This window comes from Hymenobacter metallilatus (genome assembly GCF_003944705.1).
GTDB classification, from domain to species: domain Bacteria; phylum Bacteroidota; class Bacteroidia; order Cytophagales; family Hymenobacteraceae; genus Hymenobacter; species Hymenobacter metallilatus.
Map to the genome: position 1 here is coordinate 1 of NZ_RWIS01000006.1, position 13,431 is coordinate 13,431.

General features: G+C 58.9%; 16 protein-coding genes. 6 read left to right on the forward strand and 10 right to left on the reverse strand.

Features of this window, described 5'->3' with window-relative positions; all coding sequences use genetic code 11:
- Positions 1-479: 479 nt before the first annotated feature.
- From EI290_RS10070 to EI290_RS10085, 4 genes are read right to left on the reverse strand one after another with little or no spacing between them, the layout of a single operon-like run.
- Positions 480-902 (reverse strand): hypothetical protein, encoded by a 423-nt coding sequence (locus EI290_RS10070; protein WP_125429303.1) that lies wholly within the window; start codon positions 900-902, stop codon positions 480-482.
- Positions 903-906: 4 nt separating this feature from the next.
- Positions 907-1,593: a DUF4328 domain-containing protein gene (locus tag EI290_RS10075; protein WP_125429305.1), complete on the reverse strand. Its 687-nt coding sequence runs from the start codon at positions 1,591-1,593 to the stop codon at positions 907-909.
- A gap of 52 nt (positions 1,594-1,645) precedes the next feature.
- Positions 1,646-2,020: a hypothetical protein gene (locus tag EI290_RS10080; RefSeq protein ID WP_125429307.1), complete on the reverse strand. Its 375-nt coding sequence runs from the start codon at positions 2,018-2,020 to the stop codon at positions 1,646-1,648.
- A 2-nt stretch (positions 2,021-2,022) separates the two neighbouring features.
- The gene (locus EI290_RS10085) at positions 2,023-2,442 is read right to left on the reverse strand and encodes an STAS/SEC14 domain-containing protein (protein ID WP_125429309.1); all 420 of its coding nucleotides are present in this window, start codon (positions 2,440-2,442) and stop codon (positions 2,023-2,025) included.
- A gap of 241 nt (positions 2,443-2,683) precedes the next feature.
- Here EI290_RS10085 and EI290_RS22235 point away from each other — a divergent pair, with 241 nt between their 5' ends.
- The 3 genes from EI290_RS22235 (at position 2,684) to EI290_RS10095 (ending at position 4,935) form a co-directional block, all read left to right on the forward strand.
- Positions 2,684-2,980, forward strand: coding sequence for a hypothetical protein (locus EI290_RS22235; protein WP_148103631.1), 297 nt, complete (start codon positions 2,684-2,686; stop codon positions 2,978-2,980).
- Between the two features lie 205 nt (positions 2,981-3,185).
- On the forward strand, positions 3,186-3,653 hold the full coding sequence (gene umuD, locus EI290_RS10090; RefSeq protein WP_125429311.1) for a translesion error-prone DNA polymerase V autoproteolytic subunit: 468 nt from the start codon (positions 3,186-3,188) through the stop codon (positions 3,651-3,653).
- Entirely contained in the window at positions 3,637-4,935 is a 1,299-nt protein-coding gene (locus EI290_RS10095; RefSeq protein ID WP_125429313.1) for a Y-family DNA polymerase, read from the forward strand. The genes umuD and EI290_RS10095 overlap by 17 nt, the downstream gene beginning before the upstream one ends.
- A gap of 117 nt (positions 4,936-5,052) precedes the next feature.
- On the opposite strand, the gene EI290_RS10100 is transcribed toward EI290_RS10095, so the two are convergent.
- The 4 genes from EI290_RS10100 to EI290_RS10115 form a co-directional block, all read right to left on the reverse strand.
- A complete protein-coding gene (locus EI290_RS10100; RefSeq protein WP_125429315.1) occupies positions 5,053-5,871 on the reverse strand; it encodes a phosphatase PAP2 family protein in 819 nt (272 codons plus the stop codon).
- A gap of 148 nt (positions 5,872-6,019) precedes the next feature.
- Positions 6,020-6,583, reverse strand: coding sequence for a hypothetical protein (locus EI290_RS10105; RefSeq protein ID WP_125429317.1), 564 nt, complete (start codon positions 6,581-6,583; stop codon positions 6,020-6,022).
- A gap of 164 nt (positions 6,584-6,747) precedes the next feature.
- Positions 6,748-7,110 carry a hypothetical protein gene (locus EI290_RS10110; protein ID WP_125429319.1) on the reverse strand — a complete coding sequence of 121 codons (363 nt, stop codon included), beginning with the start codon at positions 7,108-7,110 and terminating at the stop codon, positions 6,748-6,750.
- Positions 7,111-7,229: 119 nt separating this feature from the next.
- Entirely contained in the window at positions 7,230-7,730 is a 501-nt protein-coding gene (locus tag EI290_RS10115; RefSeq protein ID WP_125429321.1) for a hypothetical protein, read from the reverse strand.
- Positions 7,731-7,832: 102 nt separating this feature from the next.
- On the opposite strand from EI290_RS10115, the gene EI290_RS10120 reads away from it, so the two are divergent.
- Positions 7,833-8,807, forward strand: coding sequence for an NAD(P)H-quinone oxidoreductase (locus tag EI290_RS10120; protein WP_125430018.1), 975 nt, complete (start codon positions 7,833-7,835; stop codon positions 8,805-8,807).
- Positions 8,808-8,984: 177 nt separating this feature from the next.
- Positions 8,985-9,638 carry an NAD(P)H-binding protein gene (locus tag EI290_RS10125; RefSeq protein ID WP_125429323.1) on the forward strand — a complete coding sequence of 218 codons (654 nt, stop codon included), beginning with the start codon at positions 8,985-8,987 and terminating at the stop codon, positions 9,636-9,638.
- A 121-nt stretch (positions 9,639-9,759) separates the two neighbouring features.
- On the opposite strand, the gene EI290_RS10130 is transcribed toward EI290_RS10125, so the two are convergent.
- The gene (locus tag EI290_RS10130; RefSeq protein ID WP_125429325.1) at positions 9,760-10,386 is read right to left on the reverse strand and encodes a thioredoxin family protein; all 627 of its coding nucleotides are present in this window, start codon (positions 10,384-10,386) and stop codon (positions 9,760-9,762) included.
- A gap of 119 nt (positions 10,387-10,505) precedes the next feature.
- Positions 10,506-10,994, reverse strand: coding sequence for a TlpA disulfide reductase family protein (locus tag EI290_RS10135; RefSeq protein WP_125429326.1), 489 nt, complete (start codon positions 10,992-10,994; stop codon positions 10,506-10,508).
- 372 nt (positions 10,995-11,366) lie between these two features.
- Between EI290_RS10135 and ispG the strand changes: the two genes are divergently transcribed.
- Positions 11,367-13,430 (forward strand): (E)-4-hydroxy-3-methylbut-2-enyl-diphosphate synthase, encoded by a 2,064-nt coding sequence (gene ispG, locus EI290_RS10140; RefSeq protein WP_125429328.1) that lies wholly within the window; start codon positions 11,367-11,369, stop codon positions 13,428-13,430.
- Position 13,431: the final 1 nt, after the last annotated feature.

The window sequence follows — 13,431 nt, forward strand, 5'->3', positions numbered from 1 at the left end:
GCAACGCGGGTCTGGAAGCGTGGCAAAGGAAGCAAGAAGTTGATTGAGCATGAAGAACTTAACGATGTCTAACGAGACAAAGGGCAGCCCTCACTACAGCGTCTTGATTTTGATGCGTAAGCCCTGATGGTTGAGTTACTTCATATTCTATTTAGCTCTTGCCTTCTGGCAGGCATTTGAGCAAGGGGCACACAAAGAGCGAAATGGTAATCTCTCAGTTAGCTACAAGCTGCCAAATTGGGGTATCACACTCTCATTTCGTGAGCATCAACGGCTTATGAAAAGCTTCTTAGTAAGAGCAGATGTTTTTCCTCACGCTGGAGGAAAAAGGGGAAGGCGCGGGCGAAAACGTATACTGCGTAGGTCAGCAGGAGTACGTAGATGACTTTTGCGCAGGTTTTCCCTGTGCGTATGCCCAAGCCAATGAACACTGCCAGTTTCAGCAGGATCATAAGTAAGAAAGGCCCAAGCATATAGCCTTAGTCAAGTAAGTCAGGCCCGCCTACAGCCACACCTGCCTCCCCAGCCACCGGCCGGCGCAGCAGGTCGCGGGCGATAATAACAATGGAGACGAGCTGAAGAGCTGCAGACAGTAGGTTAAGGGCCGTCTGGGGCCAAGGTGCCACAACCGAGGGCAGACTTACTAGGTAAAATAAATTGCTCGGGACGCACAACAGTAGCAACACTATCTTAGCCCAGCGGCGGCCTGCTCGCACAGGCCAACTCAATCCGGCCATCAGCAGAAACGATGTGATGACCGAGAAGTTAAACATGTTCTGACTGAGATAAGGCGTCGTGTGGAAAGGCTTCCGATAAAGGAAAAAGGATAGGAAAGCCACTACAACGCTGAGTAGATACAGATTCGCAGCCTTACGGTCATTGGTGGGGATGGTAACGGCCATTGTATTAGAAAATAGAGGGCTCCAGTGGCACTGGTGGCGCGTTCGGCTCCCGCAGGAGGGCTTGCTCGTGTGGGGCCAGCATACGCAGGAGGGCAAACGTGAGCAGCGAAGCACCTATACTGATGATATAGCCGCACAGCAGCAGGCGGTCATACTGCATGGAATCGGTCAGGCTGTTGCCCAGCGACCTGTCCATGTACAGGGCTAGGCGCGTCACCACGAACGAGACGATATTGAGAATCCACCAGGCGGCTACGGTGTAATCCCAGCGGGAGGCAAGGCGCGTATCGTTGGGGTGGGCATACCGGACCGTGTAGTGGCCAATTTCCTGCATGATCCGGCAAGGATACCACAGGTTTATGATAGGAATAAGCCAGCCCCAAATGGCCACGGACGCAGCATGCATAGGACGGGCTCCCGGCAGCGCGTGAACATTGCGGTAGGCCCGGTACATCCACGTCAGCAACGCCCCGAAAGCGAGCAGGGCTGCCAGCAGCTGTACGCCGGTGAGCACATCCGCTCGCTGCTCGCTGGCCAGGCCTTCGCCGGGAGCAGGCCAGTGGCCGAGCGAGGCTTGGTGGAACAGGTAGTACTGGTGAGCTATGTTGGCCAGACAGGCCGAGCTGATCAGGGCCCGCACCAACTGCGTGAGCTGGGCAGCGTTTCGGTACAGACGATTAGTAAGAAGCATGAAGTAACTATACAGAAGACGAAGGATTTTTCAGCAGGGATACCTTCCCCGTCTACGGCCGGCGTAGCAGGTCGCGGGCAATGATGCCGACTGCTGCAAGCCGAGGAGTAAGAGAGACCATTAGTAGTACAAAACGCGGCGTAACCTGTGGCGCCCGCAGCTCCGAGAAATGGAGCAGAGGCCTGGCAAACCCGTATAGGGTTACGGCAATAACCAGCGCTTTCGCCCAGTAATGCCCGCGCCACACTGCCCAGCAGACCAAACCAATCGGTACCGACATAATCAGGGTTCCGAGTAGAAAGCCGAGCGAATACCGAATGGTGTGATGCGGAGCAGGATAGAGCGCATCAGTGAGAATACCCAGGCCCAAACCAATGAGGAAGTACCACACGGCGCGGTGGTCATTTCTGGGAATGGTAACCGCCATATTCAGATAGCCGCCTGCTGAGCGGCCCGGAGCCAGCGCTGGGCCTCGGGCAGATTATCGAACATGTGCATCTGCAGTTGCCCCTCGAAGCCCAGCAGCATAGAGTTGGCTGACTGAGCCGCTAGCGACTCGGGGCTGACGATATGGGCGAAGTGGGTGAGGCCGGCATTAATGGCACGCGGGGCCCAGTTGGTGACAATCCATTCCACGGCGTGGTCCCAAGGGCCGAGTACCTGGCGGTTATCGTTGAGCAGGTAGGCGCAAGCGTTTTCTGCCAACGTGGGTAAGCAGGCATCGGCCCCGGAGATGATACCGGTATAGGTCTGGTAGCCAATCCAGTTGTTGTACACCCACTGGTTGGCCGGGTCGTATTCGATGGTAAGGTAGACCTTGCCAAAGCCGTTAATGAGTTCTTGCAGCATCAGTGGAAGTGTAAGGGGATAAAGGGAGAGCAACAAAGATAACTGCCCGAGAGAGGCGACAAACTAGCGCCGCTTGAAGGGTGCAGGCAGGTAGAAACGCTGTTGCTCCTGGTACACCAGCTCCTTCGCCGTTTACCGCTGAATCACCCAGGTAATGGGGCCCGGTACGCATGTTGCGTCGCTGGTACTTGTGTAGCTGGTCGTGTGGCGAGAGAGTACCTAGCTCTGTTCGTCGTAGAGCGTGACTTTTTGGTGCTCCAGCTGCCACGGCCCGCTGCTGAGCAGCCGCGGGTTTGCGCCTTGTCCGGTCCTGCTCACCGCCGCCACCGATACGTTGATGAAGGCGGCTTCTGAGGCTATTCTGGCTATTCGTAATGGAGAAGATGAGGATGCTTGGCAGACCATTGTCGACGGATTTCCGCAGAATACCATGCTCAAGAGGAATTGCTTCGAATACCTGCACGAGAATGTCCTATTGGGACACTATCGGATAAAAATGGCTGATACCCATCCGGTTCAGCCTATTTCGGCAATCTAGTATTACCAGCCAATGCATATCCAATGCAGTAATTTCCTGCTAAATGAGCGCACTTCTTCGCTGCAAATCAAGATGACTGTCCATCGGTTGAATGAGGGTGGGGGTACCATACCCGTGTTGTCTGATTTGCTAATTTTTATAGTTTAATTAACTAAATTTATTAGTAAATCGTATACTTGCAGGAGTACCTTATCAAAGACCTGCTATGAGCGAAGTTGTAGTGCTGCCGATGGCACGTAAGCCGGTGTGGCTGCTGTTTTTTGAAGGATTAGTACCTGCTGGCTTTCCTTCGCCGGCCGATGACCACCGGGGTACCCGGCTGGATCTGAACCGGTTGCTGCTGCCGCATCCGGATTCTACTTACCTGGTACGGGTAACGGGTGACAGCATGACGGGTGGGGAATCCGGCATCCGTGACGGGGCACTGCTGGCCGTAGATTGCCGGCTGACGGCCGAGCACAATGATGTAGTAATAGCCGTGGTAGAAGGACAGTTTACGGTGAAGCGGTTAATCCGGCGTCGTGCAAACACCTGGTTTCTGGTGCCTGATAATCCATGTTATCCGGAAATTTCCATCACGGAACCCGACCTGTTTGATGTATGGGGCGTAGTAACGCATGTAGTAACTGAAACCCGGCGCGGACGCCTCTCCAGTCATGTTCGCGTTGGTTGACTGCAACAATTTTTACGTGAGCTGTGAGCGGGTGTTCCGACCTGATCTGGCGGGGCAGCCAGTAGTGGTACTGAGCAATAACGACGGTTGCCTGATATCCCGCTCCCCGGAGGCTAAAGCGCTGGGGCTGCGAATGGGGGCGGCCTATTTTCAGGTAAAGCCCGAGCTGCAGCGCCATGGGGTGCAGGTGTTTTCCAGCAACTACGCGCTGTACGGAGATATATCGGGCCGGATTATGCGCTACCTGGCTTCGGTGGTACCCGTGGCGGAGGTGTATTCTATCGATGAATGCTTTCTGCATCTGCACGGAATGAGTGCGTATTGCGGCTCCCTGACGGAGCTGGCAACGCACTGGAAGGAGCAGATTCGCAAGCAGATGCACATTCCGGTGTGCATAGGGCTGGGGCCCACCCGGACCCTGGCTAAGCTGGCCAACCGCCTGGTAAAACAGCTTGGCCAGCCCAGCGGAGTACTGCTGCTGGAAACGCCCGCGCAACAGCAGTGGGCCCTGGCCCAAACGCCAGTCACCGAAGTATGGGGAGTAGGTCGGCGGTACAGCGAGAAGCTGGCGGCACTGGGCATCCGGACGGCAGCCCAACTGGCTGAGCAGAGTGAGGCCTGGGCCCGGCGCCACCTGGGCGGCGTAACGGGGGCACGCCTGGTGCGGGAGCTGCAGGGCCACTCCTGCCGGGAGGGCGGGGCGGAAGGGGAGCTGGAGGCCAGCCGAAAAACTATTATGTACAGCCGTAGTTTTGCCCAGCCTCTCACTCAACTGCCCGATATACAGGTGGCAGTGGCCCATTTCGTATCCAGGGCCGCTGAGAAGCTGCGTGGGCAACACTCCCTGGCCAATACCCTGACGATTTTTATCAGCAAGGGCCGGTTCAGCTCCGGAGCCTTGCCCCACACCTGCACCGAGGTGCTTACCCTGCCCGCACCTACTCACGATACCAGTGAACTGCTCCGCTATGCTGCCGCCGCCCTCCGGCGCCTGGTTCAGGCCAATGTGGCCTACAAAAAAGCCGGAATTGTGCTCAGCGGCCTGGAAACAGCCGGACAGCAACAGCTACCCTTATTCGGAGCCACTCCCCAGGCCGCGCTGCGTACCACCCTCCTGGCCGAGCTGGACCAACTGAATCAGCGGTACGGCCGTGGAACAGTGCGGTTCGCGGCGGCCCTGCCGGCTCCCGGCGGCGTGGCACAGCCCTGGGCTGGCAACAGTCGTTGGCAAACGCCTGCTTACACCACCCGCTGGGACGATCTGCTGTGGATTACCGCCTGAAACCAGCCGGCCACATCTTCGCGCCACACGGGGTAGTTTGGGCACACTGCTCTTACCACCCGGCATAACGCCTGGCCATACAACCGGCCCGGGCACGGGGTAAATCAGGCAGCTACGTTAGGGCGTGGGCCGCCACGTTACGCTCATACCCATGCCGCCAGGTACCCAGGTAGGAGAGAAGCTGGTGCCTTCCAGAAGGCGAGGCTTGCGGCCCCAGCGGTTACGGTGCGTGAGGTAGCCCAGGTGAGCCGACAAAATACCGAAGCCCGCCCCGGCCACTACGTCGCTCTGCCAGTGCTTGGTGTTGATCATGCGTAGAGCGGCCACGCTGGTGGCAATAGTATAGGCCCCGATACCGTACCACTGGCTTTTGTCGCGGAACTCGGTGTGCACAATGCTGGCTGCCAGAAACGCCTGCGCCGTATGGCCGGAGGGAAAGGATAGATTATCGGAGCCGTCGGGACGGGTTTCCCGGGTGAGGTTCTTCACCGTAAACACCGTGGCCAGCATAATCAACTCCGATTTGCCGATAACCAGCAGCGTGTTCAATCGGTCGTCGCGCGACTCTACGCCCGACAACGCCACCAGGCCCAGCTCGGCGTAGGGGGCGAAAATCAGTAGGTTGTCGAGCTTGGTGCGGTAGGTAGGGAAGAGCTTGTGAATATCCCGGTTGGCCTGCTGGTTGGTATAGAAGCCGCCCCCGTTAAAGGTGTAGGCTCCGTAGCCAATAAGTAGGGCCGGTACAATGGTGGCCTTTACCAGCTTGCCTTTGTACCAGGGTTTGGTTACCGGGGAGGGTACGCCGGCGGGGTTTTCAAATTTGTGGGTAGTATCGGCCGGGGCAGTAGTGGTGGGCAGAATCTGGGCCGAAGCGGTGAAGTGGGTAGCCGCCAGCAGCAGCACGCCTGCACCTAGCTGGCGGAAAGAAACGTTCATTTAGTACAGGTAAAAAAACAGTATGCATCAACCTGATGCTCTGCTCAACGGAGCAGGAAAGCAGTATACGGAGCCAATCTGAAGGAATCCTAAAGGAATGCTTCCACACCAAAATAAGCAGAAAATAACCTGACAGCCGTACCCGAGGCTAAAACAGGATCATAACGGCCAGGGTTACCAGCCACAACAGGCCACCCACAATAGAGGTATTGAGTTTAGTTTCGGGAGGGAAGGGCAGCAGTAGCCCCAGGCTGGCTACCAGCAGCAGCAGAGCTGGAAAAACGGCCAGGGCAGAGTTGTAGATGTTGCCACCATACGGAGCAAACGGCTCCCGCCCGGCCGGCACGGAAGGGGCTTTCACGAGCCGCACAACGTGCAGCAAGGGCGAACGCCAGACGGTGAGGCGGGAGGCATCCCGGAGGCGGTACGTTTGGTTGGGGTGCAGCCGGAAGCTGGTGTGGGGCGTGCGGATGCGGTAGACCATCTGGGGATTGGAGAGGGTTGAGGCTACGGAAACCGGCCGCCGCTCCAACACCGGCTCGTCCGGAAACTGCTGAAGCGGCAGGGCCCAGTCGAAGCTGATGAGCACGCAAAATACCACGGCGGCCCAGTTTACCCAGCGGGCTTTGTGCGCCATGTGGGCCATACGGGCGTATTCGGCTGCCCGGCGCTGCAGGGCCAGGGTGCGGGCATCGGGGCGGTAAGCATTCATAGCAATAAGCCAGCGTAACGGGGGGGGCAAACGAACCAGGGGCCAGCCGTAGTACCTGGGCACCGTCGTTCCTTGCGCCGGAAGGCCTCTATACGCCAGAATAGCCGGGTCCGCCGCCCACCCCGGCTTGCCGGGGAAGGCGGCCACCTGGCTGCCGGACGCAGCTAAGCAAATGGAACCAGGGCCGCCAGCAGCAGGGTAGAAACCCGGTGCCAGGTGGCGTAAGGCCAGGGCGTATCGGAAGAGGTACCAATCTGCCGGAGCTCCCGCTGGGCCATAAGTACCCAGGCGAGCAGGGCCTGGCGGGACGGAAGAGGCTGACCGGAATGCAGGGCGGCCGGCCAGGCCTCAAGGGGCCAGTTCAGCAGAAAGTATTCTGCCTGGTCGGCAATACGGGCCAGGCGGGCCGGAGCGTAGGGGTCGGTGGAAGGCAGGTGGCGGGCGGTGCGGTACAGGTCACGCAGGGCAGTTCGGGCGGGCGGAAACAAGAGTTTTTCGCCGGCCGGCGGCTCGGGTGTTTGTTTCATTAGGCCCATGTACGGGGGCCTTTCTGCAGGCGGATTGTATCATGGAGCCCTAAAAGCTCAAAAAAAAAGTAAAAACTGAAATGGGAATTATTCACCTAAAAACGAAGTTTAAGCCCGATTTAGGCAGAAAGTGGGAGCGGCAAAATAGTATCGTCGGGCAGTATTTCGGCCCCGGTTCCGTGGTCGGGCAGCAGGCGTTTCAGGGTAGTGTGCTTGAGCTCCTCCAGCCAGTACAACGTATCCTGTACAGTAGCAGTGGCCCGCATCTTTTCCCACAGCCCCGAGCTATGGGCCGCCTTGAGTAGCTGCTCCAGCACAATGGGCAATACCCAGCCTACCACGTTGCTGGCCAGTGCCCCGCGCAGTCCCAGCCGCACCAGCACCCGGGCTGCCATTCGCTCCAGGAGCAGGGCCCGGGCGGCGGGCAGGGCCTTGCCCGTGAGAAACTCCCGTACCTGCCGCATATTGCCTTTTTCTACCTCGGCCCGCAGTACCTCCTGCACCGAGTCGAGGGCAGTGCGGGTAACCCGACGAAACAGGCGTCCTGTTTGCCAGGCGGCCAGGCCGGTAAGCTGGCCGGCCGTGTGCAGGAACCGGGGAAGATGAAGGGATTTTTTCATTATCGGATTACTCAACCGCAGCGTATTCAAGGCTGCATACGTAGGCACCAGGGGCTGGTTGCCATGCCAAAATACCTATTTGCTTTTCTTTCTATGCAGAACATGCATGCCATTGTTGTTACCCGGCCAGGCGGACCGGAAGTGCTGGAGTTACACCAGCTGCCTGTGCCTGAACCGGCCGCCCACCAGGTGCTTATTCGCGTAGCTGCGGCCGGCGTAAACCGCCCCGATGTACTATTGCGCCAGGGGAAGTACCGGGGCAGCGGCGACGTGACCGGCCTGATTCCCGGCCTGGAGGTGGCCGGCACCGTAGTGCAGTGCGGGGCCGCCGTAACCCGCTGGCATCCCGGCGACGCCGTGTGTGCTTTGCTGGCCCAGGGTGGCTACGCCGAATTTGTGGCCGTGGATGCCCGGCATTGCCTGCCCGTACCGGGCGGCCTGACCATGCCGGAAGCGGCCAGCTTACCCGAAACGGCCTTTACGGTGTGGCACAACGTGTTTCAGCGGGGCCAGCTGCAGCCTGGCGAAAAACTATTGGTACACGGAGGCAGCAGCGGAATTGGGGTGCTGGCGGTGCAGCTGGCCCACGCGCTGGGTAGCCCGGTAGCCGCCACGGTAGGCACGCCGGAAAAAGCCGCCGCCGTGCAGGCATTGGGCGCTACGGAGGTTATCAACTACCGCGAAGCTGATTTTGAAACCATACTACAGGCCAGTGGTGGGGTAGATGTAGTGCTGGACATGGTAGGCGGCGACTATACCGCCAAAAACCTGCGCCTGCTGCGTCCCGATGGCCGACTGGTGTTCATCAATGCCATGCAGGGCGGACCGGCTGGGTTTAATGCGCTGGACCTGATGAGCCGCCGTCTTACCATTACGGGTAGCACCCTGCGGCCCCGTTCCGCCGAGTTCAAAGCGAGGCTGGCCCAGGCCGTGGAGCAGCACGTGTGGCCGCTGGTGGCCAGTGGAGCCGTGCGCCCGGTACTACACGCTACGCTGCCGCTGGCGCAGGCCCACCAGGCGCATGAACTGCTGGAAAGCAGCGCCCACATTGGCAAGCTCGTACTTACCGTACGCTGAGTGTACTCAAGCGGTACGCCCGGAGTGCCCAACCAGCCTGCAACTGCCTGTTTTTTTGGTGCTGGCTACAATACTTACCAACGAAAAACGTCTGCGGTGGTTATAGGGGCAGCCGGCCGCCGCCAGGCAGGCCGATACCTTTGCTCCGTTTACCATTCTTTCCGACCCTTATTGCATATGTACACGGCACTTCTTGTGGGCGCCACCGGTCTGGTGGGTGATTATCTGCTGCGGCAACTATTACTGGACGAACGGTTTTCGCACCTGAAGGTATTCACCCGCCGGCCTACCGGCTACCAAAATCCCAAGCTGGAGGAACACCTGGTCGATTTCAATCAGCCCCGTACCTGGAACCACCTGCTCACCGGCGACGTGCTGTTCTCCGCCCTGGGTACCACGCTGCGGCAGGCCGGCGGCCAGCAGGCCCAGTACAAAGTCGATTATACCTACCAGTTTCAAGCGGCCAAAGCTGCCGCCGAAAATGGGGTGCCAGCTTACGTGCTGGTATCTTCGGCCGGGGCCGATGCCGACGCCCTGGTATTCTACAGTCGTATGAAGGGGGAGCTGGAGCGCGACATCAAGCGGTTACCGTTTCGGCGCATTTCCATTCTGCAGCCCGGCGTGCTGGCCGGCAGCCGGCAGCAGCCACGACTAGGAGAAAAACTGGGTGTGCTGCTGGCCACGGTAGCCGGCACTATTCCGCCGTTACGCGCTTACCGCCCCGTGCACGGCCGCACCGTAGCCCAGGCCATGATTCACGCTGCCCTCAATGAAACGCCCGGGGTACAAACCGCCACCCTGGAAGACGTATTCACTCTGGCCGGGGAGTAGGTCCGTTAGCTGTCAGCTTACCCAAGTTGGAAATAGCAAAAAGCCTGCTTCCTAAACCAGGAAGCAGGCTTTTTGTGCAACGGTCGTGTCGAACAGCGAGTACAACTTCTAACTGCTAACCTCAGGCTTTCTTCCACTTAATGGTGCAGCCAATGGCTTTGGTGGAGCTGACGGAAGCAGGCTTGCCGGCTACCAGCTCGGTCATGGCGTTTTCCAGGTACTTGGTTTTCACCAGCTTGGCATCCTCCGAGTTATCGTCAATGGCCCCAATGTAGCTCACCACGAAATCAGCACCCTGGCGGGTAAGTACGTAGAGGTGGGGCGTGCGGGTAGCGCCGTACTGGCGGGCCACCTGCTGGGTTTCATCCTGCAGGTAGGGGAAGGTGTATTTCTTCTCCCGGGCCCGCTTCTGCATTTCCGCAAACGAGTCGCCGGGCACGGTGGCGGGGTCATTGGGGTTAATGGCTACTACCGGGTAGCCCTGCGGGGCGTACTTGGTATTCAGGTCGATGATGCGCTGCTCGTAGGCCTTGGCATACGGGCAGGTGTTGCAGGTAAACACCACGATGTAGCCCTTAGCGGCCTTGTTATCGGCCAGAGACATCAGCTTGCCATCCACGTTTTTTAGCTTGAAGTCGGCGGCTTTGTCGCCCACTTGGTAGCCGGCCTCGGCCACGGGACGCAGCATAATAAAGCTGCTGAAGGCCAGCACCAGTAGGGAGGCCAGGAAAGGAAGGAGCTTTTTCATAAGGTTGAAGGGGGAAAGTGAGTGAAACTTATCATCCCGGCCGAAGTGAGGACTCCGGGGCAACCCACCTGGGTATTAAACCCAGATTTCTCACTTCGGCCGGAACGACAGATAAGTATTTACTGCATAAACGCCTGCAACTGCTTCTGCAGCTCCTCAGCGGTAAATTCCTGCTCGAAGGTTAGCCGTTTGCGGCGGGCATTGTTGAGCAGCAGCGTAAACGGCAGCGAGCCGGTCCATTTGGGGTCAATTTTAGCCAGATACAGGTTGGGGTCAGTTTCGTTAAGCAGTACCACCTCCGATTTCAGCGCGTTTTTCGCTACGAAGGGCTTTACTTTCTTATCCAGTTGGGAGGCGTAGTCCATGCTTACCAGCAACACCTTTACCTTCTGATTTTTGTAGGTAGTCGTGAGCTTATCGAAGTGGGGCAGCTCCTTCACGCAGGGCCCGCACCAGGTAGCCCAGAAGTTCACCACGTAAGTAGTGTCGGTGGGGCGGGCGAGGCGCTTCTGCAGCTCGGGCAGCTTAATCACCTGTACCTGCTGAGCGTGGGCGGCAGCTGTGAGCAGCAGTCCGGCCAGCAGGGCAATAAATTTTAGTCGATGCATGACAAAAGGAAAGCAATTTGCAGGAAAGACAGCGGAAGCCCACCGGAAGTTGCGGAACCGGTGCCGTTGTGGTGCTACTTGTTATTCCGGCGGCAGAAGGAATCTTACGGTGCTGATGATACCAAGCCACTCCAACGGAAACCGCACCATCGCCTAAGGTTTAAACCCTGGGCTAGTGAAGCCGAGTGAGACTCCTCCTCTCGTCGGAATAACGTGCTGGGGTTTGGTTACCGCCACAACCTCAGCACGCGAGATTCCGCGCAGGCTCGGCATGACGTTCTACACAGCTCCATCAGCCTCTCCAACTCCTTCTCGGAGCACAAACCTTGCGTACCTTTGTTATCCTCTCGAAAAACGCCTCCTTACCGGGTTATGAACAAAACGTATTGCCCCAGCCTCACCGAATACAAGCGCCGCCTTTCCCGTGAAGTGAAAATCGGCGACCTGCCGATGGGCGGGCTCAACCCCATTCGGGTGCAGAGCATGACCACCGTGGACACCATGGATACGCTGGGCTCGGTGGAGCAGACGCTGCGCATGGTGGAAGCCGGCTGCGAGTACGTGCGCATCACGGCCCCCAGCGTGAAGGAGGCTCAGAACCTGCTCGAAATCAAGAAGGAACTGCGCAAGCGCGGCTGCACCGTGCCCCTCATTGCCGACATCCATTTTACGCCCAACGCCGCCGAACTGGCCGCCCGCATCGTGGAGAAAGTGCGCGTGAACCCCGGCAACTACGCCGACAAGAAGAAATTTGACGTTATCGAGTACACTGACAGCAGCTACGCTGCCGAGGTGGAGCGCATTCGGGAGCGGTTCCGGCCGCTGGTCCAGATCTGCAAGCAATACGGCACGGCCATGCGCATCGGCACCAACCACGGCTCCCTCTCGGACCGGATTCTGAGCCGGTATGGAGATACACCGCTGGGCATGGTAGAGTCGGCGCTGGAGTTCCTGCGCCTCTGCGAGGAGGAAAACTACTACGATGTGGTGCTGAGCATGAAGGCCAGCAACACCCAGGTGATGGTGCAGGCCTACCGCCTGCTGGTGCAGAAGCTCGACGAGGAAGGCCTGCAGCCCTACCCGCTGCACCTGGGCGTCACGGAAGCTGGCGAGGCCGAAGACGGCCGCATTAAGTCGGCCGTGGGCATCGGCACGCTGCTCGAAGACGGCCTCGGCGACACCGTGCGCGTTTCGCTCACCGAAGCCCCCGAAGCCGAGGCTCCCGTAGCCCGCGCCCTCATTGACCGGTACACCCACCGCGCCCAGGAAGCCAAGCCTATTCCTTCAGTTGTTAGTTATCAGTTGTCAGTTGGCAGTAAAGAAGCAAGCCAGCAGAACGACCTGACAACTGACAACCAACAACTAACAACTACTATTCCCATCGACCCCTTTCAGTACCACCGGCGCGTAACGCGGGAGGTGCTGAACCTGGGCGGGCAGAACGTTCCGCGCGTAATGGCCGACTTATCACGGCTGCCCAGTCTGGAATATGCCGATTTGCGCGCCGTGGGGCATTTGTATTCGGCTTTCCTGGATAAGTTCCAGATGAACGACCTGGGGGCCGACTACGTGTACTCGGGCCAGCGGCCCATCCCGTTCATGCTGCCCAACGGCCTCAAGGAAGTGGTGGACTACACCGCCTGGCTCGACGCCGGCCAGCGCCCCGACCACTACCCGGTGCTCACCCAAACGGAGTATGCCGCTGCTGGTGCCCGCCACCCGGAGCTGAACTTCGTGTTCCAGAATCTGTCTTCACTCACGCCCGCCACGCTGGCCCAACTCCGCGACGACGCCACGGCCGTTATTATCCTGTACACCGATAACGCCCACGCCATGCCCGAAATCCGCCGCGCGTTTTTCGAGCTGCTGAACCACGAAGTGCCCAACCCGGTCATCATCAACCGCCAATACCCGGCCCTTACGCCCGAGCAAACCCAGCTTTACGCCGCTACCGACGTGGGCGGCCTCTTGCTCGACGGCCTTGGCGACGGCGTGGTGCTGAGCACCGAGCTACTGCCCGAGCGTAGCAAAGAGGAATGGCTGACTGCGCTGGACCAACTCAACCAGCTTGGTTTCGGCATCCTGCAGGCGGCCCGCACGCGCATGAGCAAGACGGAGTATATCAGCTGCCCCAGCTGCGGCCGTACCCTGTTTGATCTGCAGGAAACCACCGCCATGATCCGCAAGCGCACCGACCACCTGAAGGGCGTGAAAATCGGCATCATGGGCTGCATCGTGAACGGCCCCGGCGAAATGGCCGACGCCGACTACGGCTACGTGGGCGTGGGCAAAGGCAAAATTGCCCTTTACCGTGGCCAGGAAGTCATCAAGAAATCCGTGCCCGAAGAACGCGCCGTAGACGAGCTCATCGAACTCATGCGCGAAGACGGCCGCTGGCTGGAACCCGTGCTGCTGGAAGAGCCGGTGGTGGGGTAGT

Excerpts from the sequence above, each read along its gene's own strand:
- EI290_RS10070 (WP_125429303.1), bottom strand. The coding sequence starts at position 902 with ATGGCCGTTACCATCCCCACCAATGACCGTAAGGCTGCGAATCTGTAT.
- EI290_RS10075 (WP_125429305.1), bottom strand. The coding sequence starts at position 1,593 with ATGCTTCTTACTAATCGTCTGTACCGAAACGCTGCCCAGCTCACGCAG.
- EI290_RS10080 (WP_125429307.1), bottom strand. The coding sequence starts at position 2,020 with ATGGCGGTTACCATTCCCAGAAATGACCACCGCGCCGTGTGGTACTTC.
- EI290_RS10085 (WP_125429309.1), bottom strand. The coding sequence starts at position 2,442 with ATGCTGCAAGAACTCATTAACGGCTTTGGCAAGGTCTACCTTACCATC.
- umuD (WP_125429311.1), top strand. The coding sequence starts at position 3,186 with ATGAGCGAAGTTGTAGTGCTGCCGATGGCACGTAAGCCGGTGTGGCTG.
- EI290_RS10095 (WP_125429313.1), top strand. The coding sequence starts at position 3,637 with ATGTTCGCGTTGGTTGACTGCAACAATTTTTACGTGAGCTGTGAGCGG.
- EI290_RS10100 (WP_125429315.1), bottom strand. The coding sequence starts at position 5,871 with ATGAACGTTTCTTTCCGCCAGCTAGGTGCAGGCGTGCTGCTGCTGGCG.
- EI290_RS10105 (WP_125429317.1), bottom strand. The coding sequence starts at position 6,583 with ATGAATGCTTACCGCCCCGATGCCCGCACCCTGGCCCTGCAGCGCCGG.
- EI290_RS10110 (WP_125429319.1), bottom strand. The coding sequence starts at position 7,110 with ATGAAACAAACACCCGAGCCGCCGGCCGGCGAAAAACTCTTGTTTCCG.
- EI290_RS10115 (WP_125429321.1), bottom strand. The coding sequence starts at position 7,730 with ATGAAAAAATCCCTTCATCTTCCCCGGTTCCTGCACACGGCCGGCCAG.
- EI290_RS10120 (WP_125430018.1), top strand. The coding sequence starts at position 7,833 with ATGCATGCCATTGTTGTTACCCGGCCAGGCGGACCGGAAGTGCTGGAG.
- EI290_RS10125 (WP_125429323.1), top strand. The coding sequence starts at position 8,985 with ATGTACACGGCACTTCTTGTGGGCGCCACCGGTCTGGTGGGTGATTAT.
- EI290_RS10130 (WP_125429325.1), bottom strand. The coding sequence starts at position 10,386 with ATGAAAAAGCTCCTTCCTTTCCTGGCCTCCCTACTGGTGCTGGCCTTC.
- EI290_RS10135 (WP_125429326.1), bottom strand. The coding sequence starts at position 10,994 with ATGCATCGACTAAAATTTATTGCCCTGCTGGCCGGACTGCTGCTCACA.
- ispG (WP_125429328.1), top strand. The coding sequence starts at position 11,367 with ATGAACAAAACGTATTGCCCCAGCCTCACCGAATACAAGCGCCGCCTT.